We start from the raw sequence: 22,946 nt of genomic DNA, 5'->3' as shown, positions 1-22,946 counted from the left end.
GGCCATCGCTTGGTCGGTGAGGGACCGGCCCCGTCTCGCTCAGTTCAGTTGGTCCAGACTCCGGGAGTCCGTGACTCCGGGACTCGCGCACTTACAGACTTCGCGGGAAGTGGATGTCAGCTGGTCGCGGCCAGCTCCAGCACCGGATCACCCTTGTGCTTGCGCTCGGCTTCCCTGATCCGCTGACGGCACCAGGTCTCCCCGCGCACCACCCGCATCTCCTCTGGCACCTCCTTCGCGAAGTACCGCTGGACGTCCTTCCAGCCCGTGTCCTCGCCCGCGCGCAGCCGCGCGAGGACCCATTCGCGAGCCGCCGTCTTCTCGGCTTCGGCCTGCTCCGGAGTGGCCGCGCGAGCGGTCTCCGCAGCGAGCGCACGGGCCACGCGGGACTGCTTCGAGCGGCCCTCGTCAGAGCCCTTCTGACGGCCCCGCACAGAGGGGGGGTTGTTGGGCTTGACCTGCTCGTTCGCGGCGCGCGTACGGGCCGCGCGCGGGCCTTGCAGCGGCCCCTCAGCAGTGACCTCGGGACCCTTTTTGATCTTCGCGGCGGACACCTGCGTACGGTCCGCGCGCAGAGCGTTCGCGGGGTCCGCGAGGATCCTCCCGATGGCCTTCGGGTCGATCACCCAGCCCTCGTCGGCGGGCACCTCGCGCACCGGCTCGACGGGCGCGTCGAACATCGCGAGCGACGCCGTGGGCCTCAGCTCGTCGTACTGCTCCACAAGCCCGGCGACCTTGCCCGAACGCTTCCCGAACCGCTTGAGGATGCTCCTCTTCACGCCCGGCTCGGCGCCATGCTCCTGGCGCCACGCACGGTCCCAGGCGTCCGCCTCCGACAGGGGCGGGATCGTCGCGGTGCGCAGCCACATGGCCCGCCAGGTGACGCGCGGGTGAGTGATCCGCCGCAGCAGCGCGATCCGGATCTCCTCCGCGGTGCGGCCGCCGGCCGCGTGGCTCTGGGAGTGCATGTAGATCTCCCAGACCGCCACGCCGAACAGGCTGGACGCGGCGAACACGACTGCGAGCTGCGGCTTGTCCGCGTGGTGCCAGGCGTTCAGCGCGGCCGCGACCGAGGCGAAGAACCACTGCATCACCGTGTAGAGGCCCGCGGGCTTGTTGTTGGCGACCGCCCACTTGCGCAACCATGCCATTGCCCACGTCGAGCCCTCGATGAAGAGGGGCACCAGCAGCGCCAGCGCCCAGATCACACCGAGGCCGACCACTGCCGAGAACTGCCCGGGGAAGGCGAAGCCGATGGTGGTGACGACCACGGTCATCACCCACGGCAGCGGCTGACCGACCGCAGCGGCGAGCCGCTCGTTGCGGGCCTTACGGGCGGCGGCCCTCTTCTCCCGGCGCTTGGCCTTTTCTTCCAGCTTCTTCGTCTTCGCCGCCTGCTTGCGCAGACGCGTGCGCTCGACGGCCTTGTCGCGCTCCTCGGCGATCTGGATGTCCGTCAGGGCGTTGGTGCGCCGCCCCTCCGCCTCGGCCTGGGTGGCCGCCGCGCGGGCCGCGACCTTGTCCAGCTGACGGCGGCCCTCGTAGGTCGTCGTCTCCATCAGCGAGTCCTTTCCTGGCCGTGCCCCTGGCGGGCCCGGGTGACGCGGGTGATCGGGTCGGTGACGTGCAGGGAGGTCAGGACCTCCCAGGAGTCGAAGTCAGCGGCGGTCCAGTCCGTCATGTCCGGGGACTGCGCGGCGGTCTCGGCCTGGCGGCCGCGCGGCGGGGTGGTCACGGTCTTCACGCCGCCTCCCTGTCCCGGTAGCCGCCCGCCACCGTGCGGATGGCGGGAGAGGCGAGCGCGCCCGGCGGGGTGAGGACGGCGTCCAGGGCGATGACCACCAGCGCGATCAGCACCATGCCGACGCGGGCCATGACGCCCAGCTCGATCCCGAACAGCCAGGCGCCGCCGGCCAGCGCGGCGAACAGCCGCACCCGGCCCAGCATCACGGGCAGCAGGGAGAACAGGACGGTCAAGCGGGGGTTGGAGGTCGTGAAGTTCATGCGGCCCGACCACCCTTCGCAGCGCTCAGGACGGCGGTGCCGCGCCGCGGCAGCGGCACCACGTTCGCCGGCGGGCGGACGCCCAGCACGCGGCGCAGGTGCTCGATGTTCTCGCGGTCGATGGCGCTGTCCGGGTCGCTGGTGTCCATCAGGAACTCCAGGAAGTCGGACCGCAGCTCGGGGGACGCGGCGCGGAGGGCGGCGAAGTCGACGCCGAAACCCATCGCGGCCTCGATGTACTCGCTCTCGCTGCCGACGATGCGGCCTGCGACGATGGTCCTCATAGGGTCGTGCCTCTCTACTCGGTCGGCCCTTGCGCGGGCTCTCCGGCTTGGCTTCCAGGCGGCCGGAGAGCCCGTTTTTGGCATGGCGGTGCCCTGGGGCAGGGCGCACGGGTTCTTCGCCCCCTTCTCCCACTCAGATGACTAGTTAAGAGGCGGGGCGCTTCGATTAACCCACTGGACTTGGCGACTGTCAACCTGTCTAGTTATTCGGCGCGCTGTACCTGCTCTGAACAGGTATTTTTAAGCCTAGAGACGAATTGAGGGTGCCTCGACTACCGGAAGACAACTAGACATGTCATGCTGTCAGCGTCGATCTAGAACCACACCGGAAGCGAGGGCCAGACAGCCGTGACCAAGAAAGAGCCCGGAAAGGTGCAGCGGATCGCCGCGAGCATCCAGGGCAAGATCGAGCGGGGCGTCTACCCGCCCGGGTCACTGCTGCCGAGCGTCCCCGAACTGCAAGCGGCTGAGGGCATCGCCTACCAGACCGCACGCGAGGTCTACGGGGTCCTACAGGCGCAGGGACTTGTCTTCTCGCGGCGCGGGAAGGGGACGTACGTCAGCCTCGTGCTGGGCAAGATCCTCCGCGACGGTCCCGGAAGGTACCTCCCCAGCGCCCGATCGGAGGGAGGGGCGGTAGGCGCGTTCGAGGCCGAGATCCGCCGCCTGGGCCTGGTCTCCCAGTCCGTGCCGACGGTGATCGCCCGTGAGCGACCCTCGAAGCCGGTGGCCTCCCTGCTGGGCCTGCACCACGCCACGAAGGCGTTGAAGCGGCAGCGCGTCATGTCGGTCGGTCTGCCGGAGGGCAGCGAGGTGACGGAGGTCATCCAGCTGGCCACCTCTTGGTTCCCGCCTGACGTGGCAGACGAGTGTCCCCAGCTGGAGCAGCAGAACACCGGCGCCGGCGGGAGCAAGAGCAGGCTCGCGGATGCCGGGTACGCGCAGGTCCGACTGCGTGAGGAGATCGAGGTGCGTCCCGCGTCCGCTGAGGAGGCGAGCGCCCTCGGCATCCCTGTCGATCAAACCGTTCTGGAGATCACTCACCAGGGGCTGACGGCAGAGGGGCGTGTGGTGGAGGTCGGCCTCCACGTCATGCCCCGCACGAAGTGGCGGCTCTCCTACGAGTGGGAGATCGGCGCCTAGTCCCACGCTGCGCCTCGGCGCAGTGCCACCAGATCGCACCAATCCCGATAGCAAGGAGCAGACCTTAGATGGCAAGCAACACGATCGGCGTTGACGGCGTGATCACCCGCGACGCACGCAGCCGTTACCGCACCGCCCAGCGGGAGGAGAACGGAGCGCACGGCGCGTACGAGGGTGAGCTGCGCCGCGGGGGCGGCTCTCCGCGCAGCGACGTCACGGTGTCGCGTGGCACCGCCCCGGCCGACGTCGCCGAGCTGCTGGGGGAGCAGGGGGAGGTCGTGATCCGGGCTCGCCGGATGTACAACGGCGACAAGCTCGTCCAGCTGGCCGACACGTTCATCCCCGTCGACGTGGCGCAGGCCGCTGGCATCGAGCAGGTCGACACCGGCGTCGGTGGCATCATCAGCCGCATGCGTGAGGCCGGTTTCGACCAGGGCCAGGAGGCCACCGAGGACGTTCAGCTGCGGCCGTCGACCGCGGCCGAAGCCGAGGCCTTCGGCCTCCAGCCGGGCGAGCCGGTTCTCTCGATCACCCACATCGGCACGACCGGGGAAGGCCGGGTCGTGGAGGTCACCCGCCACACGCTGAGCCCCGGCTGGAAGCTGCGGTACTCCGTCCCCCTGGTCTGATCACAGATGGGCTCCCGCGCCGGCGGGAGCCCATCGCCCGCAAAGGACTCCGCCATGACCGACCGACTCACGAGCAACGAGATCCTCGCCGAGCTGCGGAACGCGCTCGCCGAGGACGGCTGGCTCCCCGCTCTCGCCAAGGGGGCAGGGCCCGGGCCGCTGTCACGAGAGACCTCGTTGTCCGACGTACGAGAGGCCTTGGCTGAGTACGCCCGCACGGCTGCCCTCCCTGCCGCGGTGACGCTCCAGCTGGATCGCGCCGCAGAAGCGGTGGCGGACGTTAGAGACCTTGACGACGAGTCGGCCGCGTACGGAATGCTCGGGACCGCCTTGGCCTACCTCGTCCAGGCGCGACGGGCCTCGGAGGCGCCCACAGCTTCCGCGTGACGGGACTCGAACGGAAACGTCCCCGTCCGGCGAGGGACGCAACTCGCCGGGTGTGTCCCCCGTTGGAGCAACTGAACCAGGGAGGAAGATGAGGCCATGACCTACGAGCAGCCCCCGTAAACGCTTCGACGGCCGCCCCTGAGCCACCAGGAACGGCCGTCCATGAAGTCGACTCGCCGCTTCGCCAAGCTCTTGAGTCGTACGTCGGCGGTATCGCCGGGCACCAGACCACAGGGGCCCGGGTACCGATATCAGAATAGCCAGACCCGGCCGCGCCAAACAGCCACACGTGCGCCGCGTCACCTATCTGGTGATGAACCCACCGTCGTACGGCTCCCCGATACCAGGGGAGACCTCAGCACGATGAGCACCACCGCTCGACCACCCAGCACGATCACTGTGCTGAAGAACGACCTGGCCACTCCGGTCTCGGAGGTGGCCGCATGAGCAGCTTCCATGACGACGCATTCGACGGCTTCGACGAGAACGAGGGCGACGAGCTGGTCGGTGAGGACTGGCCGACGGTGGCCACGCCGGTGCCGGTGTGGGTGCTGCTGTCGGGGTGCTCTCCGCGGGCCTTCAAGATGTACGCGTTCCTGGCAGAGCACATCAACGTCAACCTGCGTGATCCGAGGAAGCGGATCGCCTGCCCGAAGCAGAAGGCGATCGCGGCGATCCTCGGGCTGAAGGACGACCGGAAGGTGGCGCGCTACCGCAAGGAGCTGGAGGCGCTCGGCGCGATCCGGGTGGAGAAGTACCGGTACGCGGGCGGGATGCGCCAGGGCTACAAGTACTTCGTGCGGTACAACCCGCCGGTCGGCTACGACGGCGACATGGTGCTCAAGCAGTTCTACGCCGGGCACCCGGAGTTCCGGTCGGCCGCCAAGTGGGAGGGCCGCATGGAGGCCGCCAAGAAGACGGCGGCGATTCCGGCGCAGGGCTCAGCCCCGGCCGAGGGCGCGGCACCGAAGCCCTCGGCGTCGAAGCCGTCCAGGCGCGGGGCCGGCGGTGAGGTGGCGCTGCCTCCGGACGTACTGAAGGTGCTCGGCGCGTTCCGTCCGGAGCTGCGCGCGGCGATGCGGGAGACGGCGCACACCGATGCGCCGAAGACGTTGGTGACGGCGGTGACGAAGGCCCTCAAGGGCCGGACCGCCGAGCAGCTGGTCGACCGGGTGCGGCGGCGCTGGACGACGCATGGGTACGAGGCGAAGTTCGAGGCGGGCCAGCTGGAGCGTCCGGTGGGCGCGGCGGTGGCCATGCTGCGGCACGGTGAGTGCCCGGACGTCGGCTGCGAGGACGGCACGGTGCTGGAGAGTGGCGAGGCGTGCGTGCTGTGCATCGAGCGCGGCAAGAACCACAAGGCCGACCACGCCGCTGCACGGAAGTCGGCGAAGGAGGCGGCGGCCGCCGATGCCCGCCGCGCCGCCCGCGCCGTGATGTGCCCGTCGTGCGAGCAGGACCGCGGCACCGACGGCAAGGTGTGCCCCGAGTGCGTGACGGGGATGGAGCGCGACGTCGTCGAGGCCGCCGAGAAGGCCGCGCGCGATATCGCCAGGATGGCGACGGCGCCCGAGGAGTGGAGCGACGCCCGGGGCCGGGTGCTCGCCGAGGCGGCAGCCGCTCGGGAGGACGCCCGGCAGGCCGGGGCGGATCAGCTCGGCGAGCTACTGGCGGCGCAGCTCGCGGCGCGAGCTGCGGCCCGGGAGGCGCACCGGGCCCGTCTGGCGGCTCTCGGCGGTGACGAGGTGCCGCCGCTGGCCCCGGCTCCGGCCCTGGAGTCGGCTCCGTCCGCGCCCGCCCTGCCGGAGCCGGTGAAGTGCTCCGGTTCCCGCTGGGACGGCTCGCCATGCGGTCGGGACACGAAGGCCCTGGACGGCCTGTGTGGCGTCTGCCGGGGCTTGCAGAACGTGCAGCACGAGGACGACCTGGCCGCCATGCACTGACGGGACGGGGGAGGGCCTGCGGGTCCTCCCCTTCGCCCCCTGCTGTCCCGAGACCCGGTTCCCCTGGATCGCCAGGGCGGACCGGGATTTTGGCGTGCCGTGGCGATCGTTGCCGCGATCCCACCACGTGTCAGCGAACTGCTGACCCACCCTGTTCCGCCTTCGCTCCGCGGGCACCCTCCGACGGGGCGTCGTCGTGTGCCCACACACCGCCGTGCGGCGTCGACGGAGACAAGGACGCTGTGAGCGCCATCCATGATGGCCATGCTCGCGACCGCCGACGACTTCCACAGGCCTGCCGCCTACTGGTTCCCGACGCCTGGCCCGCCGGAGCTGCCGCCGGCCGGGGAGTGACCGGGTGGGACCAGAGGGCCGATGACCTGAACCAGCACCGCCCGATCCACGGTTTTTCAGGCCCAGTTTTCGCCCATCGACCTGAAAAACCGCAGGTCACTTCGAGGGTTGCGTTAGAGCTACCTCCGGAGGTCGCGGAAACGACACCTCCCGAAGGCGCGGAAACGACACCTCCCGGAGACGCCGAAACGACACCTCCCAAGGGAGCCCAAACGACACCGCAAAACGAAACCAAGGTCATCGGTACCAAGGTCATCGGTACCAAGATCGGGGTTGTGCGCCTTGCGGCGCGTATGCGCCGCTGAACGCCGTAGGCCAACTACCTGTAGTGGGCGCGCGAGCACGAGGGCGGCTTCGCCGCGATCGATGGCGCCACGGCGCCAGACAGTTCCCTCCTCCCCGAAGAGAGCCCCTGGCCGGCCAGTGGTCACCACAAGCTCAGTCGCAGGGCAGGCCGGGGTGGGCGGCTGCCCCGTTCCCCTAACAGGCCCTTGCGCCCGCCGTTCGCGTCCCCCTTCTCCCCCGGTACAGGCGTTACTTCCAGCCTCACCGCCGTGGCCGGAGGTGACCTCCCGACGCTGAAAGCGCAGGTCGGAGCCGCAACCACGATGGAGGCCGCAGGTTGAAGGCGGGCGGAGCGACCCACCACCACTGGTCAAGAGCGCAAGGGCCTGTTAGGGGTTAGAAGAGAGAGGCGCGGGCCCGTCACCCGCTTGGGTGAAGGCCGGTGCCGGGGTGACGGCATCGCCGTGGCTGAGGTGATGACGGGCCCGCGCCGTGGGTGGCTGACCTGAGTGCATACGTGCAGGTCAACCCATAGAGGGGACGCCCCTTCGGGGCGACTCAACACAGCCCAATCGGCTCCGCCGGGGGCGCCACCGGCGCCCCCGGCTCCACCGATGAGACAGCGGACGCCCTACGGGCGGCAACCACAAGAGGGGGTCGACGCGTCCCTAAGCGTCCCTGTGCGGCCCTCAGGGCTTGATCGGCACTCCGGGACCTCCATGCCGGGATCGGCGCTCCTGGCGCCGTCCAGGGGTGTTCTCGGCGGTGTTCTGTGGCAGGCGTGACGAGCGGTTCCACAGGTGCGCGGCCCCTGCCCTCCCCTGCCGGGCGTCGTCCAGGTGGCCTCGCCGGCGGCGCCGCACACGCCTGTTGGCGGCCGCGGGCTGGCGGGCCGACGACGCCGCCGGCCACGTGTGCCCGGGCTGTGCGCGCGGCACGGGGCCGGTGCTCGAAGGGGGCGAGTGCCCCCGCTGCTGCGGCTCCACCGTCGACCGCCAGGACGGGGCGGTCTGCCACTACTGCAAGCACGTCACCCCGCACCCCGCCGACGACTTCGACGACCTCGGCTGACGTGGTCGGCTCAGGAAGCAGAAGTCCCGAAGTCTGTGACTCCGGGACTTCGGTGTAACGGGACTCCGGCACTTACGGACTCAGGGCGGGTCGCTGCTGGTCAGGCTGGTAGGGCGTCGATCGCGGCCTGCCACGGGTAGGCGTCCAGGTTGCCGTGCTTGGGCTTGTGCGGGGTGAACCCGCCCTCCCCGAGCAGAACGGTCACGCCCGCCTCGCGCAGGAAGGCGACGTGCCGCTGGACGGCCGGGTGGGCGGCCTGGGCGTCGTTGAAGTGGGGCAGGGCGACGATCGGCACGAGCGCGATGCCCTCGGTGATCAGGCCGAGGGCGAGGGTGTCGGAGACGGCGGTCGCCCACTTCGCCAGGGTGTTGTTGGTGAGCGGGGCGACGAGCATCGCGTCCGGCGGCGGCAGCACATCGGGCTGGCTGGGCAGCTTGTACTGGTGGCGCACGGGGTGCCCGGTCAGCTGCTCCAGGGCCTCGATCTCGCCCTCGGCGTCCTCGGTGAGCCACCGGTGGGCGGACGGCGTGAGGATCAAGCAGACGTCCCATCCGGCCCGCTGGGCTGCCTTGATCGGCACGGACAGGCGCCGGGCGGGCGGCGCGGCGCAGGCGATGACGTACAGAGTGCGGTTCGTGGTCACCGGGGCAGTCCACAGCGCTCGGCGAGGCTGCGCAAGCGCCCCTCGGCGCTGCCCGCGCCCAGCAGCCGCAGGTCCTCGACGAGCGCCTTGGTGCGGGGGCGGCACACGACCTCCTCGGGGGCGAGTGCCTCGGCCTCCAGCAGCGTGGCGACGGCCTCCTCGCGCATCCCGGCCTGCGTCTCGGCCCGGGCCCGGTCGGTCAGCAGATGTGCGCGCCGCTCGCGGGGCAGGGCCTCCAGCCCGGCGGCCGGGATCTCCTTGGCGACGGCCACGGCATCGGCGCCGGCGCAGAGCTGGACGTGGGCGGCGACCCGGTACAGCCCGCAGTTCGTCGCGCCGAACGAGGTCCACAGCTCGTTGCCGTCGGCCCCGAGCTGGGCGGCGTACTCGTCGGCCTCGTCCAGGAACACGGGCACGGCCCGAGCCGCCGCGTCGGGACTATGGTCGTCCGCCTCGGCGACGGCGGCCTGCGCGAGAGCGGCCTTGAGGAAAAGCATCCCGAGCACGCTCAGCCCCAGCGAGCCGCGGCGCAGCAGCTCCGGGCGCAGGCGTTCGGCGGCCGCGGTGGCGAACGCCACGGCGGCCTTGGCCTGGCCGTGGCTGGTCATCGCGTCCGCCAGGTGCCGGGCGGCGCTGGCCATGATGACGGGGTCCTCGGAGCGTTCGGCGGCCGCGACCGCGCGGTGTCCGGCGACCACGGCCAGTTCGGTGTCGCCCCACTTGATGGCGGCCGCCTCGGTCAGCTCCAGGGACAGCGACAGCAGCCGGAACGCCTCCTGCTGATCCTCGCCCTGATGGCGTTCGGCAGCCCGGGTCGCGTCGACCAGGAGCGCGGGGATCTGCGTGCCGAGCTTGGCGAAGTGACCGGCCTGGAACCCGGTGCGGGCGTACATGAGGGCGCGGCGCAGGGCGGCGACGGAGATCGGTTCGGTGTCGCCGGCGTCGGTGCGGCCGGTGATGACGTCGTGGCGCTGCAGGACGGCACGCACGGCCTCGATCTCAGTGTCGGCCGGGCACAGCGCGACCGGGCCGTACAGCAGCCGGTCCACCGTGACGTTCAACCGGGAGGCGATCTCGGTGACCACCGACAGGTTCGGGTCGGCCTGGCGGCGGCCGCCCTCCAGGTCCTCGACCCAGCGCAGAGAGCGCTGCATCAGGGAGGCTAATTCCTGCTGGGACAGGCGGCGGCGTCCTCGCCAGTAAGCGACGCGGCGGCCGAACTGGATGCGGTCCATGAACGCTCCGGGACGGAGTCGACAACCCACGCACTTCGCGTGGGTTATGTCGTGTATACCGTCCGTAGGGTCGGGACATGGCCAAGTCCGCCAAGCCCTCCACCTCGACGTGGCACCGGCTCGCACAGCCTTCCGGGCGGCTCCGTGCGCAGTGGGTGCGCGGTGACGGCCGCACCCGCTGGGTGGCGTGCGGCCGCACCTGGGACGCAGTGGCCGTCTCCCCGATATCGCGCGGCCTGGACGCGCTAGTCGCCATGCGGGTGGGGCCGCGCCACGGCTACCCGGTGCTCGCCGACCACCTGCGCGACCAGCTGTACGTCCTGGTGCCCCCGGGCACCGGCCAGGCGGCCGCCGGTCTTCCCGGCGTGCGCGTCCTCAGCGACGGCTTCCAGCTGCTGATGCCCGCCGGCCAGCACGGCAGCCCGGTGGCCCACTGGGTCAGTCCGCCGCGCGAGAACACCCCGCCGCTGATCCACCCCGACCGACTCACCCACCATCTGCGAGCCCTGGCCCGCGACCACCAGGAGGCGGCCACGTCATGACCAGCACCCACCACGTCCTGTACGACCCGCAGGGCCGTCTCACGGCGGAACTCCCGCCCGACCGCGAGGTGCACGAGCAGGTGGTGCGTACGGCGCTGGCGTGGTCCTCCCCGCTGGACGTGCCGGCCGACGACGTCGCGGCGATCGGCCACCTGCTCGCCGGGGCGGCGCGGGTGGTCGCCGACGAGGTGCGCCGCTGCACGGCCCGGCTGCCCGAGAACGACGGCCGCCGGCTGTTCGCTGAGCTGATCCTGCAAGAGGCCGACGGCCGCCTGTCGCAGCCGTGCACGAGCCTGAACGGGGTGCACATCCGGGCCCGGCTGATCCGCGCGCTGTACGAGCGCTTGGACCGGCTCCAGTCCGCGGCCGCTCCGGCCGACGAAGCGGCGGCCGCCGCGTCCTCCTGAGCCGTCCTCCGGCGCCTCCCCCCGTGGGCCCGGGCGACGTATGAAGCCCCCGGCGGCTGCTCCTGCACCGAGCGCCGCCGGGGGCTTCTCCATGTCGCGCGGGGTCGCGGCCGGGGTCAGGCGGCGACCGGGACCCGCGCGTCGTATTGGGCCACGGTCCAGGCGATGACCTGGCAGGTGTAGATGAACCAGTAGTCGTACTCGGTAAACTCCCACCCGGTGGTGTCGAATCGGAAGCCGTCGAACTCGAACGCGGCGAGGGCGGCCTTGGCGCCCGCCTCGGTCTCCAGGTCGGCGCGGCTGTAGCGGGAGAACAGCTCCTCCTCGACCTCGTCGACCAGACCCGGGTGGGAGGCCTCGCCCTCCTCGGCGGCCTGCTTGATGTAGGCCCGCACCCGGTCCTCGGCGTACGCCTGGACGTTCCGTTCGCCATGAGGCTGGACCTTCTCCGCCCAGTAGCGAGTGTCGACGTCCCACGCGGGTCCGTGAGGAACCATGCACTGCCGGAAGAAGGCGATCATGTCGTCGTCGCGGCGGAAGACGTGGCTGCCGGTGTGCCCGGTGATCGCGAGGGCGCCGGGCCAGGTCATCACCTCGCACCAGTACGCGGAGGACTTCGGCATGTTGACCTCCAGGTGCCGGTAGAGGCCGTCGTCACGCCGGACGGTCACCGTGGCGTCCACCGACTCGACGGCGAACCGCTCCTTGATCTCCGCGATGCGTGCCTTCAGCTCGGCGCACGGGTCGATGGTGGTCATGCTGGTTCCTCTCGCCTCCCGCCGGGCGAGGTCACCCGGCCTGCGCCGGGTACAACGAACGGCCCAGCGGGTCGGGTGCAGCCCGGGCCTCCCGGAGTGCCGGAATATGTGAGTCCCGGAGTCTGCTACTCCGGGACTCTGGTGATGTGTGGTGCTGGTCAGACGGTTTTGGCCTTGGAGGGGCGCCCCCACCCGGCGGCGCGCTCGACCGCGTCGAGCAGGGCGGGTTCCCACCCGGCGGCCGTCAGATCGGCGGTGTCGGTCAGGCCCGCGTCGACGAGCGCGGACAGCTGCATCGCGTGCTCGATCCCTTCGGCCCACGCCGCCCGCAGGGCCTTGCGGCAGGCGAGCCGGGCTTCGAGTTCTTCGGTGGTGTCCGGCTCACCGGAGCGCCGCACCGCGGCGAGGGCGCGGCCGCACGCGGCGACGTCGTCCAGGAGGACGACCGCCAGTTCAGCGTCGGGCTGCCGGGGCGCCGGTGAGGCCTTCGGGCTGACGCCGCGGCGCAGCTGTTCCATGCGGGTAGGCAGGGGGACCCACGAGGGTTCACCGGCCATTTGCTGGTTGGTCTGCTCGACGGCCCGGGTCCAAGCGCGGTACAGGCCGCGCGTCTCCAGGGGCGTGCCGGCCGGGATGGCATGGTCGGCACGGTGATTGGCGTGCAGGCTCACCCACAGCGCCGACGCGGAGCCCTGCACTCGCTCCAGAAGCGCATGCCGCTCGATGAGCCAGCGACGCAGGGCGGCCCGGGACAGCCCTGACAGGGTGATCAGCTCGACGTAGGCCTCTGCCTCGCTCCACCCCTGGGGCCTGCGCACGGTCCGGACCTCTTCGAGCGACGGGGCCAGGTCGTCGATCCGCCACGCGCAGGCCTCGCCGGAGCGGGCCCCGGTGTCGGCGACCATCGCGCCGATGGCGAGCATCCGGATCTGCCCGGGCAGGGCGGCCTGGTCGGCGGCCTCCTCCAGGGAGGACCGCAACAGGGAGCGGGCTCGCTTGGGCACAGGCTGCTTGCGGGCGGGGTCGGGCTGCGGCGGCAGGTCGGCGTACACCCCGGCCGCCTTCGCCAGGAGTGCCAGGACCTCGATGCGGATCTGACGCGAGTGGTCGCCGCTGGCTGGCGCGGCGGCCTGGCGCACCCGCAGCACACCGCGGCCCGCGAGGTCGAGGTAGGCGTCGACGGCGTCGCGGCGGAACAGCGGGCCCGCCTCGGTGTCGATGTCGAGCGGGTGGTCGGGATGAGCGAGGGCGCGGCCGTACTCACCTGCGACCCATCGCACCTGGCGGCTGCGGGCCTCGGAGATCTCCCCTCGGGATCGCACTTCGGCGGCGGCCGCGAGCAGCAGTTCGGGCCCCTTGAGGCTCCGGTCGACCGGCATCAGCGTGCCTCCCCGGGGGCGGGACGCCGCACGGCCTGCCGTACACCGCGGGCCGCGGGGGACCACGACAGTGCGGTGCCGCCGTGATACTGGCGGAAGGCGGTGTCCTTCGACAGGTGGGCGGCGGCGGCGATCTCCGTCCAGGTTGCGGCCTTGCCGTCGGGTCGGCCCTCACCGCGCAGGGCGCGGCCGGCGGCGTCGCGTGCAGCACGGCCCGCCGTGTCGGCGATGAGCATCATCAGTTCGAGCTGCTGCAGGGGATCGACCGCGAGGCCGATCGCCGTGGCGAGCAGTTGCACACGCTCAGCGGCAGCCGTCCCCTCGGCGTCGGCCCGCCGGAGCAGATCGGCGATCTGCTCGGCCATCATGTCGACGTTGTCCACCCGGAATCCTCCCGTTGTGCCGGAACAACGAATGGCGGCAGCGTACTGGAACTTCATTGTGTCGACACAACGAACGGGTGCGGTTGACGCGAACCGCACCCGTTGGCTGAATTACAGACTCAGGGAGTCCCGAAGTCCCAGACTATTCCCTGCCGGCCACGTCCTGACCGACCTCTTCCTGCGCCTGGACGCTGCGGCGCTTCGGCAGCACGGAATGGAGCAGGTCCTCTTCGGTGTCGCCGCGGAGTCGGTGGGCGTACCCCCGCAGCAGCAGGTCGACGGCGACCCTGATCAGGGTGTTGTCGGTGATGATCTCCGAACGGTCCCGACGGCGGGCGTTCACGTGCCGCCGCAGGTCAGCGAGGTCGGAGAGCTGATCGGCCCGCAAGCGGGCCTCCTTGCGCTCCAGCGTCACCCACTTCGGATCGCCGGAACTGCCGAACTCCGGCACTTCGGGAGTCGGGGAGTCCGGCACTTCGGGAGTGCGGGATCCCCTCTGACGTTCCCCCTCGCTACCGAGGATGGGTTCGACCTCGGGCGTCAGCGGCTTGCGCTTACCGCCTATGCCGGAGTCGGAAGAGACGACGGACCGCGTCCTTTGCGGCGTCACGAGAACTCCTTGATCATGCGCTGGGCGGCGGTCTTGTAGACCTCCCGCATCTCGGTGGCCCGGCTGCCCAGCTCCGCGAGCGGCAGGGCCTCGTCTGCGGCGTCCTTCACCACCGACCGTGCCGGGATCAGCTCCCAGACCTTGTCCGCGCCGAAGATGCCCGGCAGCGACTTGAGATGGTGGGCGTGCCCTGCGAGACGGCCGTCGACCAGAGAGGGGATGGCGCCGGCGAAGGTCAGGTCCGGATTGCCCATCTCGGTGCGGTTGATCTCGTCCGCGATGAAGTCCCGGAACCGCACGGCACCCTCGACGCCGTCGTACTCCGGCTCCACCACCGCCACGGCCCAGCGTGCGGCCGCCAGCGCGACCTGCGTGAGGTGCCCCAGGGAGGGCTGGCAGTCGAACAAGGTGAAGTCGTAGTCGTCGTCGGCGCCCTGCAGTGCGCGGGCAAGGCGTCCGCGGGCACCGATCACTGCGGCTTCGGAGATGCGGTTCTCCAGGTCGAACCGGCTGGGGATGATGTCGATCCGCTGGCCGTAGATGCCACCCCACCCGCATGGCACGATCGCGTCGGCGGCCACCCCGACCTCGCCCGACTTGATGACCTCAGCCGTGGTGACGAGCGGCTTCTCTTTGCGGTAGGGGCGCCCCATCCTGCGCGAGACGTTCGCCTGGGGGTCCACGTCGACGACCAGAACTCTGCACCCCTCGTCGGCGAGCGCGGCCGCAACGTTCGCGACCCAGCCGGACTTGCCCGTGCCGCCCTTGTTGTTGCCGGCGGCGACGCGCTTGCTCCGTTTCGACATAACCCTCTCCTTTCTGCATCAGTGACTCTGCGACTCCGGTATCCCCGAAGTCCGCGACTCCGGAAGTCTGGCAGTCGACCGGCGCCGCGTCGTACACGAACCCCTATCGACCGCGTGGCGTGCCACGAGACCAAGTGGATCGGCGACCGGGGCCTCGCTGTAACCGCAGCTCGCATCGCGTGGATCTCCTGCGCAGCGGCGGGCTCGGGCGCCCGGCCTACTCGGTGGACGGCGCGGCACCCGCACCGAAGGGCGGCACGTCCGCCGGGGCGACGTCCATACGCAGCCGGGAGAAACGCACGGGATGTCGCCATGCCCCACGCTCCTGAGCCGTGTCGACCACGATCTCGGCGACGAGGTCCGGGGCGACGAGTACGACGTCGAGCGGTGTGCGTGAGCCCCATGAGCTGGTGAATCGCACGCCCTCCCACGGGTGGCCCTGCCGGGCCGGTGACAGCTGCTCGGCCAGCTGGCGGGCGGCGTCGGGGCGCAAGGGGGCACTCCGTCCGACGGGACGCAAGGCTGCGGCCTGATCGAACCGGCCCAGTACGAGCGTCTGGGGGCGGTGCAGCGTACCGGTGATGGCGCCGACGACGGCCTCGGTCGTGTTCCTTCTGCGGACCTTGATGAGCGCGCGGGCTCCGGGCAGGTACCGCTGCTGGCTGCCCCGGATCACCAGGCCTTCAATGCCGGGGACCTCTGTCCAGTCGGTGAACCACTCCTGGGCGAGGCTGACGTCGGTCGTCTCGGGACAGAGCCTCCACGGATCGGTCAGGCGGCACTCGCTGAACACCGCTTCCAGGCGGGCGCGACGCTCGCTGTAGGGCGTGTGCAGTAGCTCCTGGCCGTCGATCTGGCAGGCGTCGAAGACGATGAAGTGGGCTGGCATCTCCTCGGCGAGCCGGGCCGCGGTCCGGCCGCTTGAGGCCGCCCTTCGCTGGAGTGCCTCGAAGGAGAGCTGGCCACCCGACCAGACCAGAAGCTCGCCATCGAGGACCAGGCCGTCGGGCAGGGTCCAGGCCGCGCGCACCAGATCCGGGAACCGGGACTGCACCAGGTTGCCCCGTCGGGACTGGAGCAGCACAGGCCCGGGTGCCGGGCAGGGAGTGAAAAGGACCGCCCTGTAGCCGTCCCACTTCGGCTGGAATACGAGGTCACCAGGGAGCGCGGAGGGCGGAGGCAGGTCATCACGGGCCTGGGCCAGCATGGGTTCCACTGGCGGGCGGAGCACCATCTCTCGACCCGCCCGGTCAGCTGGGGTGGCTGGCGGCCTTCAGCTTCCAGCCGCTGCCACTGCACTCGCCGTTCAGCGGGGGGAACCGGTGGCCCTTCACATCGGTGTTCCATTGGTGCTGCTGCCCACAGTCACACTCATTGATCCCGGACCCGGGAACGATCTCACCGGGGTGGTATGCCTTCCCGCTGCCTTCACTCATGAGTCCGGTCTAAGCCTCCGTGGGGCTCCTCGCGACCGGAGGGTGCCGGACGGGTACGGCGTTCGGGCTAGAGTCCGGCATGAGCATCGTGGATACGTCCATAGCCGCAGCTTCAGCGTTGTTCAGCGGCCTCGCCGCGTGGGGTGCGTGGAAAGCCTCCAGCAAGGCGAACGACACGGCGACCTCTGTTGCACAGATCGAACGGGATCGCTGGCACAGGGAACTGACGCCCCAACTCCGGATCAAGTTGGAGACAGAGCCGTTCCCTGCGCTGTACGTCCGGTTTGACTCCCCGGCCGCTCTCGGTGAACTCGCCGTGGGACTGGAGATGCGGGACGATTTCGACCGCTCCATTGCCCCCGACCTGGCCGGCGGGCCGACGCGCGAGCAGAGAGCAGCGATCATCTGGGGGCCGTACCGTTTCCGCCCCCGTACCGACGGAGCCGACGAGACGGGCCGTACGGTGCCGGCGTTCCCCCTTCAGCCCGGGAACCGTCGGCGGCTGGCCGTCGAACCGTCCTTGAAGCCGTCCTGGTACGAGGGCGTGGACGGGGACCGGCGCTGGCGCGAGGACCACGGCAACGCTCCCATCCGGCTCTGGGTGCTGTGCACTGCCCCCGGTCACAAACCCTGGAAGCTCAGCTTCGGAGTGCCGCAGGACGGCAGTTGGGCCGTGGGCGGTAGCTGATCCAGAAGCTACTGCCTACGACAGACCTGACCGCGCGCCCGGGCGCCGTTGTCAACCGGCGTGCCAAACTCAAGACGCCCGCCCCGTCACGCATCCCCCGTCGTGACGGGACGGACGCGCGCACCGCGGCGCCCGCCCCCACCATTCTCAGGGACAGGCGCCGCCTCAACGACGCCACACGTTGACCTTCTCCGTCGACAACAGCGGCGCCCCATCCGGACCCTTTACATAAGCCGGGATCCACGTCTGCCGACGCAGCGACCGCTCCGGCCCGTACGCCTGGTTGCGCCAGTGCCCAGACACCACCCACCGGTACCGGTAGTGCCGGCTGCCCTCCCCATCGCCCGGGTCCTGGTCCTGCGGGGTGTACTGGCGACGCAGATCGACGACGGTCACCTCCGGCGCGGGAAGACCATCCCGGGCGTACGCGCGGGCGGTCGGCTTGTCGGCACGCTCCCGAGTCCGGTCGATCAGCAGCGGCTGCTGCATGAGCAGCCACGCCGACGCGAGAGCCGCCACGACCGGCTGCGGAAGCTGCGAGTCGAGATCAGCCAGAGACACCGGCTCGTCACCGACCGGCAGGGTTGACCCGTAGACCGGCATCAGCGGCGGGATCTCCTCAGTGACCAGCGTGAACGGGGCGGCCTTCGTCTCGCTGACCATCCGATCCCTGGACATGAGCAGCCACAGCATCATCTCCCCCTGATGGGGTCCCCAGGCACAGGCCTCCACCGGGATCTGCACGCCGTAGCCGTCGATGTGACCGATGCCGTTCTGCCAGTACAGCAGCCCGCAGGGGGCAGGCCGGTCGGCGGTGGCCCACCGTGCCGCTGCGAGCTGCTCGCCGGCGCTCATCGCCAGGGCGGCCATGTCCTGCTGGACCCAGAACAGCTCCCCCACTTCAAGGGCGGAAGCCAGGGCGTCCAGCCCGGGCTGAATGTCCGGGCTGGTTCCCGTGCGGAGAGCGGACTGCGGGTCGTTCAGGAACCGCAAGGTCTGCCGTCGCACCTTCGGCAGTTGGGAGGGCCGCAGGGTCACTCGGCGTCCTTCAGGTCGGTGCGCTTGCCGCGGCCGGGCCTCTTCGCCAGGGCCTCACGGACGTCGCCCTTGAGGTAGATGGCCTGCGGCCGGCCGGACTCCGGGTGCGGCAGGTACGTGTACGGCTTCAGACCGGCCCGGGACATCGCCGCGGCCGCGACCTTGGCGGGCTCCTTCGCCTTGGACTCCATCTCCCAGCGGCCGATCTCCTCAAGCGTCATCGGGTCGTACCGTTCGACGATCTCCTCAAGGCTGATGTCCTCCACCATCGCCTTGAAGTCCAGGCTCCCGTAGTCGTCCGTCGGGTAGCCGTCGAACTCGTCGTCCTCCGGGTAGGCGGGGCCGATGAACTCGTCACCGCACAGGCTGACGCTGGGCGGCAGCGCGGCCTCGATCGCGGCCCGGTAGGCGTGCTCCATCTCGCCGAGGGCTCCGGAGGCCTGCACGCGCTCCAGCCAGGCGCTGTCGGCGCCGCCGATGTAGTCGCCGAGGTCGGAGTCGGGGCTGGTGGAGTAGGGACTGACGCGGTTGCACCAGGTGCCGTAGCTGGTCGTGGTGTAGCTCATGGCGATCTCCCTTGTGGTGTCGCGGTGGCGAGAGGGTTCAGAGGGCGGCGCCGGTGACCTTGGCCTCGGTGGCTGCGGCGGCGGTGCTGATCGGGTTGCCCTCCCTCTCGACATGGACAACTATGCTGTACGTACAGCGAAGTTACAAGAGGGTTCACCGAAGTCCCCGAAACCCGCCAACACACCACCCCTCCGATGTCACCCTGACCTGCATGGACATCCCACAGCCCGAATACGACTCGTACCAGATCTCCGTCCCTGCCACCTGGACCAAGTCCGGCTTCGTCTCCCGACGTGTCACCGTGTACGGGACCCGCCCCAACCGGCTCCCCACAGTCGTAGCCAAGGGCTGGGCCAGAGTCCGCCACTTGAGCGGCGAACCTCAGGACGTCCGCGTCGAAGGTTTCCGACCGCTGCACGACTGGGACAAGCTGAGCGGTGACATGAGCCCCGGCGAATGGGTCTGCACCGCCGTAAAGACCACCTAGTCCGGAGTCGGTGGCCGGGCCTCCTCACCGCGCTGCCGCTCCGACTCACGGCGCTCCTCCGCGGCAATCTGGACTGGGGCGGGGCCCAAACACAGACTGCCGGAGTACGAGACTCCGGCAGTCTGTAAGTCGAGTGTCCGCATCCCGGCGGACGCTCGGTGTGTCAGGTGGTCGGCACGGCGGTCGCGGCCAGGATCGTCCCCGGCGGCGGCCCACTGACCGGGTCACCCGGTGCGGGCGGCGCCGGGGTGAACGCCGTACCCCGGCCCTGCGACATCTTGATCAGTACCTGACGGGCCGACTCGCAGTCGCCGGCGGCTCGGTGGCTGCCGCCGAGTCGGAGCCACCTGCGGGAGCCGATCCAGTCGGCGTACGCCTGCATCAGGCAGTACCAGTTGTCCACGGGCTCCAGGTGCATCGGCTTCATCCCGGCCCGGGCGACGTCGCCCAGGACCACGGTCCGGTCGAACTCCGCGTTGTAGGCGAGGATCGTCCGCCCCTTGGTGACTTTGCGGAGCTGGGGGAGCACCTTCTCGAACGGCCGCTTGTCGGCAACCATCTCGTCCGTGATGCCGTGCACCCAGCGAGCCCCGTCACTGATCTCGGCGTCCCCGGGGTTGACCAGGGTGTCCATCAGCGTCTTGCCGGTGGCCGCGTCGATCACGGCGATCTCGACGGTGCGGCCGTAAAGCTTTGTGGTCTCGGTATCGAGCACGACCGCACGGTCCGGCTCCAGCAGCTGCCGCGCCTCCCGGGTGATCTCACCCCACGCCGGGCACAGCTCGATCTCGCCCGCGTATGCGCCCGCAACCGGGTCCTCGGCCAGCTCCTGGCGCACGGTGGCCTCGGTGGGCGAGTCCTCGACCCGTTCCCAGTCCAGCTCCCAGCGGCCGGAGTACGGGCTGTTCCAGGCCCAGACGGTCACGCCGTGCCGGTCGGCGAGACACTGGGCGAGGCCGCGGACGGCGGCCGCCCGGGTCGGGGCCAGCCTGGCGTACTCGCGCAGCGGGGACGGCGCCCCCTTCGGCAGGCCCCGGACGGCATCCCAGTCGACGCCGGGCAGGTCCCGCAGCGCTCGGACGTCGCCCAGCCGATAGAGGGAAACGGTGACCGTACGGTGCCGCCCCACCTCCTTCTCATACACGTCCGCCGGCCGGATCCACCCGGCGGCCTCGACGTACTTCCAGTCGCTCGCCCGGATCTCCAGCACGTCCGTGGCCGCGACCTGCGCGGTGACGTACTGCTCGCCGTCGGCCTCAGCGGCCATCGCGTCCAGGTCGGTGATCAGGTACCGATCTCCGCGACCGATGGTGATCCGGCCCTCCTTGCCCATCCGCACCAGGTCGCTCCAGTGCCAGCCGATCCGTTCGGCGGCCGCGGCCCGGGGCAGGCTCGCCTTCTCCCACGCCAGCCGCTCCTTGACGACCGACCGCACCAGGTCGACGTCGAGTTCGCGCGCGGCCGTCGTGGAGTACATCGGCCAGCCTTTGTACGAGTCGCAGGCCACCAGCGCCTCCTGGTCGATGAGGACAGCGACGTCCTCAGGGGTGACCGGCTCGCCGGTGTGGTCGGCCAGCAGCAGCGCGAGCCGGGTGGCTCCCAGGGCCTCCGGCACGTGGGGCTCCTGCGGGGGGATCGCCGCGGCGGTCGCGCCGGCGTCGGCGGCCGTGGTCTCGGTGGTCGTATCCGTCACGGTCGGGGCTCCTTCTCGGTGGTCGTGTCATGGTGTTGTGCGGTGCCGAGCCGGGCGACGGCCTCGATCTCGGCGGTGAGCCGGGCCCGGGCCCGGGTGAGCTTCTGGCCTGCCGCCCGCTTGGCGGCCCGGGTGCGGGCCAGGGCCTTGACCTGGCGCTGCTCCCGCTCAGTCAACGTGCGAAGCACCTCCTCGTAGTGCGCCGTCTGTTCCGCCGCAATCTGGGCGCCCGGGCGCTGCGGGCGCCGGCGGCCGGTCCGGGGGCCATTCCTCCTCTGCTGCTGGGCACGTGCGAAGCTGACCAGCTCGGCGGCGACGACCCACTTGGTCCTCTTGTTCAGCGACCCGGTGAGCAGCACGAGTGCGGGGAAGTTCGCGTGCCGTGCCTGCCAGTTCGAGATCGCGGACCGGCTGACGCCGACGAGCCGGGCACCGTCGGCCAGGGTGACCAGCTCGCTCTGGCGGCCCTGGTACTCGGGGCGGAGCCAGACCACGCCGTCGGCGCAGGTCTCCGCCTGCGAGGCGGGGGGATTGGCTTCCTGGTGCATCTGCGGGTCTCCTCGGGATGCCCGGGCTGGGACCGGTGGCTGCTGGGGGGCTTCGCCGCCCCCCAGACCCCCGCTCCCCCGGCACCGCCCGGCGCGGACAGCGCTCCCGTGGTGCAGGGGGGTGCGCGCCGAACGGCACCGGGGCTGTGTGCCTCTCGCCTGGACAAGTTCCTGTGTTCCGACCGGAGGTGAGGGGCGCTCAGTCCGAGTCGGGATCGGTGCAGCCGGTGTCGAGCTGGAGGTAGGCGCGCTGGCCGTTGTCGTACTCCCGGGCGCTGGTGGTGCGGAAGACGCTGCCCAGGGCTTCGAGGACGGCCTTGACGGTCGCCTCGTCGCCGCAGATCCGTACGTCCGCGATGCCGGGCAGGTACGTGCGCAGGGTCCGTTCGCGGCGGGCACGGGCGGCCATCAGCGGAAACTCACGCGCGCGATGACGGCCAGCAGCTCGCCCGCGTCGCCGGCGGCCTGGAGCGCCTGCTGATCGGCCTCCTTGACGGGGCCGACGACCAGGACGTGCTGGGCTCGTTCGAGCAGCGCCCACCAGTCCATGGGCAGGCTCACGGCCTGCGCCGCCCGCCACAGCTCGATGTCGTCCTCGCCGTCGTCGTCGACGTGGACCAGGCCCTGGAGGGAGCGGTCGGCGATCGCCGCGCGCAGCCGCCAGGACGTGTCTACGTCCGGCATGCCGTGCAGACCCCAGTGCTCCCAGTCGGTGCGGGCCTCCAGGTCCTCGATCCCGGCACCCTCGGTCTCGGGGTAGAGCGTGAGCATCGGCAGCGGCCGCCCGTCGGGGGTGGCGGTCTGCCCGACGAACACGCCGTAGTTCTCGCTCAGGTGGTAGGCGTCGGCGCCGTCGGGCAGGTCCAGTTCGTCCAGGGTGAAGACGCCGATCCCGGCCGCCCGGAAGGCGCCCATCGGGTCGGCGGGCCTGCGCCGCGGCACGTCCTCGGCGGCCGTGCGGACGGCTTCGGCCAGGACGGCGACGTCGCCCATCGACCAATGGTCGAGCGCGTCGTTCAGAAGCGCAGCCGCGGCGGCATCGTCCATCGCGTCGACGGCGGCGAACGCCTCGTCGCCTGTCCCGGCCTGCATGGCCGTGCGGGCGACGGGCGCCCACTGGCGGGTCGGGTCGGAGGCGGCGAACCCGACGGCGGGCAGGGCGCCGTAGACGGCCCCGGCGAGCGCGGCGAGCGTCGCCCGGTTCTCCTTCACCACCTTCGCGATCAGCGTCTGCTGGCACGACTGGCACCCGGCCCGGCAGGCGGCGACCAGCCGGGCGGCGAGGTCGAGATCCAGCACCCTCCAGCTGCCGTGCGGCACGAGCGACAGGGCGCTCAGGTCGGGGAGTGGGGTGTGGGTGTGAGTGGTGCCGGCGGCTGCGGAGCTGTAGGCGGCTCCGGTGCGCTGCGCCTTCTTCTTGGCGCGCTGCTTCTTTCCGTGCTTCTTGACCACGAGTTCTCCTCGTCGGCGTGCAGCGGTTACCCATGACCCGATGCACGCGAGCAAGAACGTGGTGAGCTGCGCGGGCATACGACAAGGCCCGTCGGGACGGACCGGTGGTGCTCTCGTCGCACTGATGCGCTGGGACCTTCTTGGTCCTGGCACCTTCGCCTCAGAACGCTCCCA

The 22,946-nt window shown here is 70.9% G+C and carries 27 protein-coding genes; 9 read left to right on the top strand and 18 right to left on the bottom strand.

What is annotated here, in order from left to right; translation table 11 throughout:
- Window positions 1-116: 116 nt before the first annotated feature.
- The 4 genes from C3492_RS35650 to C3492_RS35635 are packed head-to-tail and all read right to left on the bottom strand — an operon-like array spanning window position 117 to window position 2,288.
- On the bottom strand, window positions 117-1,559 hold the full coding sequence (locus tag C3492_RS35650; protein WP_103816789.1) for a DUF2637 domain-containing protein: 1,443 nt from the start codon (window positions 1,557-1,559) through the stop codon (window positions 117-119).
- A complete protein-coding gene (locus C3492_RS35645; protein WP_103816788.1) occupies window positions 1,559-1,744 on the bottom strand; it encodes a hypothetical protein in 186 nt (61 codons plus the stop codon). The genes C3492_RS35650 and C3492_RS35645 overlap by 1 nt, the downstream gene beginning before the upstream one ends.
- A complete protein-coding gene (locus C3492_RS35640; RefSeq protein ID WP_103816787.1) occupies window positions 1,741-2,004 on the bottom strand; it encodes a hypothetical protein in 264 nt (87 codons plus the stop codon). Before C3492_RS35640 ends, C3492_RS35645 begins: the two co-directional genes overlap by 4 nt.
- Window positions 2,001-2,288, bottom strand: a complete 288-nt coding sequence (locus tag C3492_RS35635) for a hypothetical protein (RefSeq protein ID WP_103816786.1) — start codon at window positions 2,286-2,288, stop codon at window positions 2,001-2,003. The genes C3492_RS35640 and C3492_RS35635 overlap by 4 nt, the downstream gene beginning before the upstream one ends.
- Before the next feature lie 348 nt (window positions 2,289-2,636).
- Here C3492_RS35635 and C3492_RS35630 point away from each other — a divergent pair, with 348 nt between their 5' ends.
- From C3492_RS35630 to C3492_RS35610, 5 genes are all read left to right on the top strand, one after another.
- Window positions 2,637-3,431: a GntR family transcriptional regulator gene (locus C3492_RS35630; RefSeq protein WP_103816785.1), complete on the top strand. Its 795-nt coding sequence runs from the start codon at window positions 2,637-2,639 to the stop codon at window positions 3,429-3,431.
- Window positions 3,432-3,499: 68 nt separating this feature from the next.
- The gene (locus C3492_RS35625) at window positions 3,500-4,060 is read left to right on the top strand and encodes a UTRA domain-containing protein (protein ID WP_103816784.1); all 561 of its coding nucleotides are present in this window, start codon (window positions 3,500-3,502) and stop codon (window positions 4,058-4,060) included.
- A gap of 54 nt (window positions 4,061-4,114) precedes the next feature.
- Window positions 4,115-4,447 (top strand): hypothetical protein, encoded by a 333-nt coding sequence (locus tag C3492_RS35620; RefSeq protein WP_103816783.1) that lies wholly within the window; start codon window positions 4,115-4,117, stop codon window positions 4,445-4,447.
- Between the two features lie 443 nt (window positions 4,448-4,890).
- On the top strand, window positions 4,891-6,390 hold the full coding sequence (locus C3492_RS35615) for a hypothetical protein (RefSeq protein ID WP_103816782.1): 1,500 nt from the start codon (window positions 4,891-4,893) through the stop codon (window positions 6,388-6,390).
- A 1,509-nt stretch (window positions 6,391-7,899) separates the two neighbouring features.
- The gene (locus tag C3492_RS35610; protein ID WP_103816781.1) at window positions 7,900-8,100 is read left to right on the top strand and encodes a hypothetical protein; all 201 of its coding nucleotides are present in this window, start codon (window positions 7,900-7,902) and stop codon (window positions 8,098-8,100) included.
- Between the two features lie 100 nt (window positions 8,101-8,200).
- Here the strand turns inward: C3492_RS35610 and C3492_RS35605 are convergent, their stop codons facing one another.
- Together C3492_RS35605 and C3492_RS35600 are read right to left on the bottom strand one after the other, a co-directional pair.
- Complete coding sequence (locus tag C3492_RS35605) at window positions 8,201-8,743, bottom strand: flavoprotein (protein WP_103816780.1); 543 nt, start codon at window positions 8,741-8,743, stop codon at window positions 8,201-8,203.
- Window positions 8,740-9,978 (bottom strand): helix-turn-helix transcriptional regulator, encoded by a 1,239-nt coding sequence (locus C3492_RS35600; RefSeq protein WP_103816779.1) that lies wholly within the window; start codon window positions 9,976-9,978, stop codon window positions 8,740-8,742. The genes C3492_RS35605 and C3492_RS35600 overlap by 4 nt, the downstream gene beginning before the upstream one ends.
- A 77-nt stretch (window positions 9,979-10,055) precedes the next feature.
- Here C3492_RS35600 and C3492_RS35595 point away from each other — a divergent pair, with 77 nt between their 5' ends.
- Window positions 10,056-10,520 (top strand): hypothetical protein, encoded by a 465-nt coding sequence (locus tag C3492_RS35595; protein WP_103816778.1) that lies wholly within the window; start codon window positions 10,056-10,058, stop codon window positions 10,518-10,520.
- Entirely contained in the window at window positions 10,517-10,927 is a 411-nt protein-coding gene (locus tag C3492_RS35590; protein ID WP_103816777.1) for a restriction endonuclease, read from the top strand. The genes C3492_RS35595 and C3492_RS35590 overlap by 4 nt, the downstream gene beginning before the upstream one ends.
- A 116-nt stretch (window positions 10,928-11,043) precedes the next feature.
- Here the strand turns inward: C3492_RS35590 and C3492_RS35585 are convergent, their stop codons facing one another.
- The 6 genes from C3492_RS35585 to C3492_RS35560 all read right to left on the bottom strand — a co-directional run bounded on the left by C3492_RS35585 (window position 11,044) and on the right by C3492_RS35560 (window position 16,070).
- Window positions 11,044-11,685 (bottom strand): hypothetical protein, encoded by a 642-nt coding sequence (locus C3492_RS35585; RefSeq protein WP_103816776.1) that lies wholly within the window; start codon window positions 11,683-11,685, stop codon window positions 11,044-11,046.
- Window positions 11,686-11,843: 158 nt separating this feature from the next.
- Window positions 11,844-13,064 (bottom strand): hypothetical protein, encoded by a 1,221-nt coding sequence (locus C3492_RS35580; protein ID WP_103816775.1) that lies wholly within the window; start codon window positions 13,062-13,064, stop codon window positions 11,844-11,846.
- Complete coding sequence (locus tag C3492_RS35575) at window positions 13,064-13,447, bottom strand: hypothetical protein (protein ID WP_103816774.1); 384 nt, start codon at window positions 13,445-13,447, stop codon at window positions 13,064-13,066. The genes C3492_RS35580 and C3492_RS35575 overlap by 1 nt, the downstream gene beginning before the upstream one ends.
- Before the next feature lie 142 nt (window positions 13,448-13,589).
- On the bottom strand, window positions 13,590-13,922 hold the full coding sequence (locus tag C3492_RS44920) for a hypothetical protein (protein WP_181140715.1): 333 nt from the start codon (window positions 13,920-13,922) through the stop codon (window positions 13,590-13,592).
- A 131-nt stretch (window positions 13,923-14,053) separates the two neighbouring features.
- Complete coding sequence (locus tag C3492_RS35565) at window positions 14,054-14,863, bottom strand: ParA family protein (RefSeq protein WP_103816773.1); 810 nt, start codon at window positions 14,861-14,863, stop codon at window positions 14,054-14,056.
- Window positions 14,864-15,080: 217 nt separating this feature from the next.
- Window positions 15,081-16,070 carry an ATP-dependent DNA ligase gene (locus C3492_RS35560; RefSeq protein WP_258056077.1) on the bottom strand — a complete coding sequence of 330 codons (990 nt, stop codon included), beginning with the start codon at window positions 16,068-16,070 and terminating at the stop codon, window positions 15,081-15,083.
- 308 nt (window positions 16,071-16,378) lie between these two features.
- Between C3492_RS35560 and C3492_RS35550 the strand changes: the two genes are divergently transcribed.
- Window positions 16,379-16,987 (top strand): hypothetical protein, encoded by a 609-nt coding sequence (locus tag C3492_RS35550; RefSeq protein WP_146075749.1) that lies wholly within the window; start codon window positions 16,379-16,381, stop codon window positions 16,985-16,987.
- A 165-nt stretch (window positions 16,988-17,152) separates the two neighbouring features.
- Here the strand turns inward: C3492_RS35550 and C3492_RS35545 are convergent, their stop codons facing one another.
- Entirely contained in the window at window positions 17,153-18,025 is an 873-nt protein-coding gene (locus tag C3492_RS35545; protein ID WP_219822109.1) for a hypothetical protein, read from the bottom strand.
- Window positions 18,022-18,591 (bottom strand): hypothetical protein, encoded by a 570-nt coding sequence (locus C3492_RS35540; RefSeq protein WP_103816769.1) that lies wholly within the window; start codon window positions 18,589-18,591, stop codon window positions 18,022-18,024. The genes C3492_RS35545 and C3492_RS35540 overlap by 4 nt, the downstream gene beginning before the upstream one ends.
- A gap of 212 nt (window positions 18,592-18,803) precedes the next feature.
- On the opposite strand from C3492_RS35540, the gene C3492_RS35535 reads away from it, so the two are divergent.
- Window positions 18,804-19,079, top strand: coding sequence for a hypothetical protein (locus C3492_RS35535; RefSeq protein ID WP_103816768.1), 276 nt, complete (start codon window positions 18,804-18,806; stop codon window positions 19,077-19,079).
- Window positions 19,080-19,242: 163 nt separating this feature from the next.
- Here the strand turns inward: C3492_RS35535 and C3492_RS35530 are convergent, their stop codons facing one another.
- The 4 genes from C3492_RS35530 to C3492_RS35515 form a co-directional block, all read right to left on the bottom strand.
- Complete coding sequence (locus C3492_RS35530; protein WP_103816767.1) at window positions 19,243-20,772, bottom strand: 3'-5' exonuclease; 1,530 nt, start codon at window positions 20,770-20,772, stop codon at window positions 19,243-19,245.
- Window positions 20,769-21,320 carry a hypothetical protein gene (locus C3492_RS35525; protein ID WP_103816766.1) on the bottom strand — a complete coding sequence of 184 codons (552 nt, stop codon included), beginning with the start codon at window positions 21,318-21,320 and terminating at the stop codon, window positions 20,769-20,771. Before C3492_RS35525 ends, C3492_RS35530 begins: the two co-directional genes overlap by 4 nt.
- Window positions 21,321-21,519: 199 nt before the next feature.
- Window positions 21,520-21,729 (bottom strand): hypothetical protein, encoded by a 210-nt coding sequence (locus C3492_RS35520; RefSeq protein WP_103816765.1) that lies wholly within the window; start codon window positions 21,727-21,729, stop codon window positions 21,520-21,522.
- Complete coding sequence (locus tag C3492_RS35515; protein ID WP_103816764.1) at window positions 21,729-22,772, bottom strand: hypothetical protein; 1,044 nt, start codon at window positions 22,770-22,772, stop codon at window positions 21,729-21,731. Before C3492_RS35515 ends, C3492_RS35520 begins: the two co-directional genes overlap by 1 nt.
- Window positions 22,773-22,946 lie beyond the last annotated feature (174 nt).

Source organism: Streptomyces sp. Ru62, from assembly GCF_002920615.1.
In the GTDB taxonomy this organism is placed as follows: Bacteria; Actinomycetota; Actinomycetes; order Streptomycetales; family Streptomycetaceae; genus Streptomyces.
Note: the sequence above shows the minus strand (reverse complement) of the source record. Positions and strands in the feature narration are given on the sequence as shown.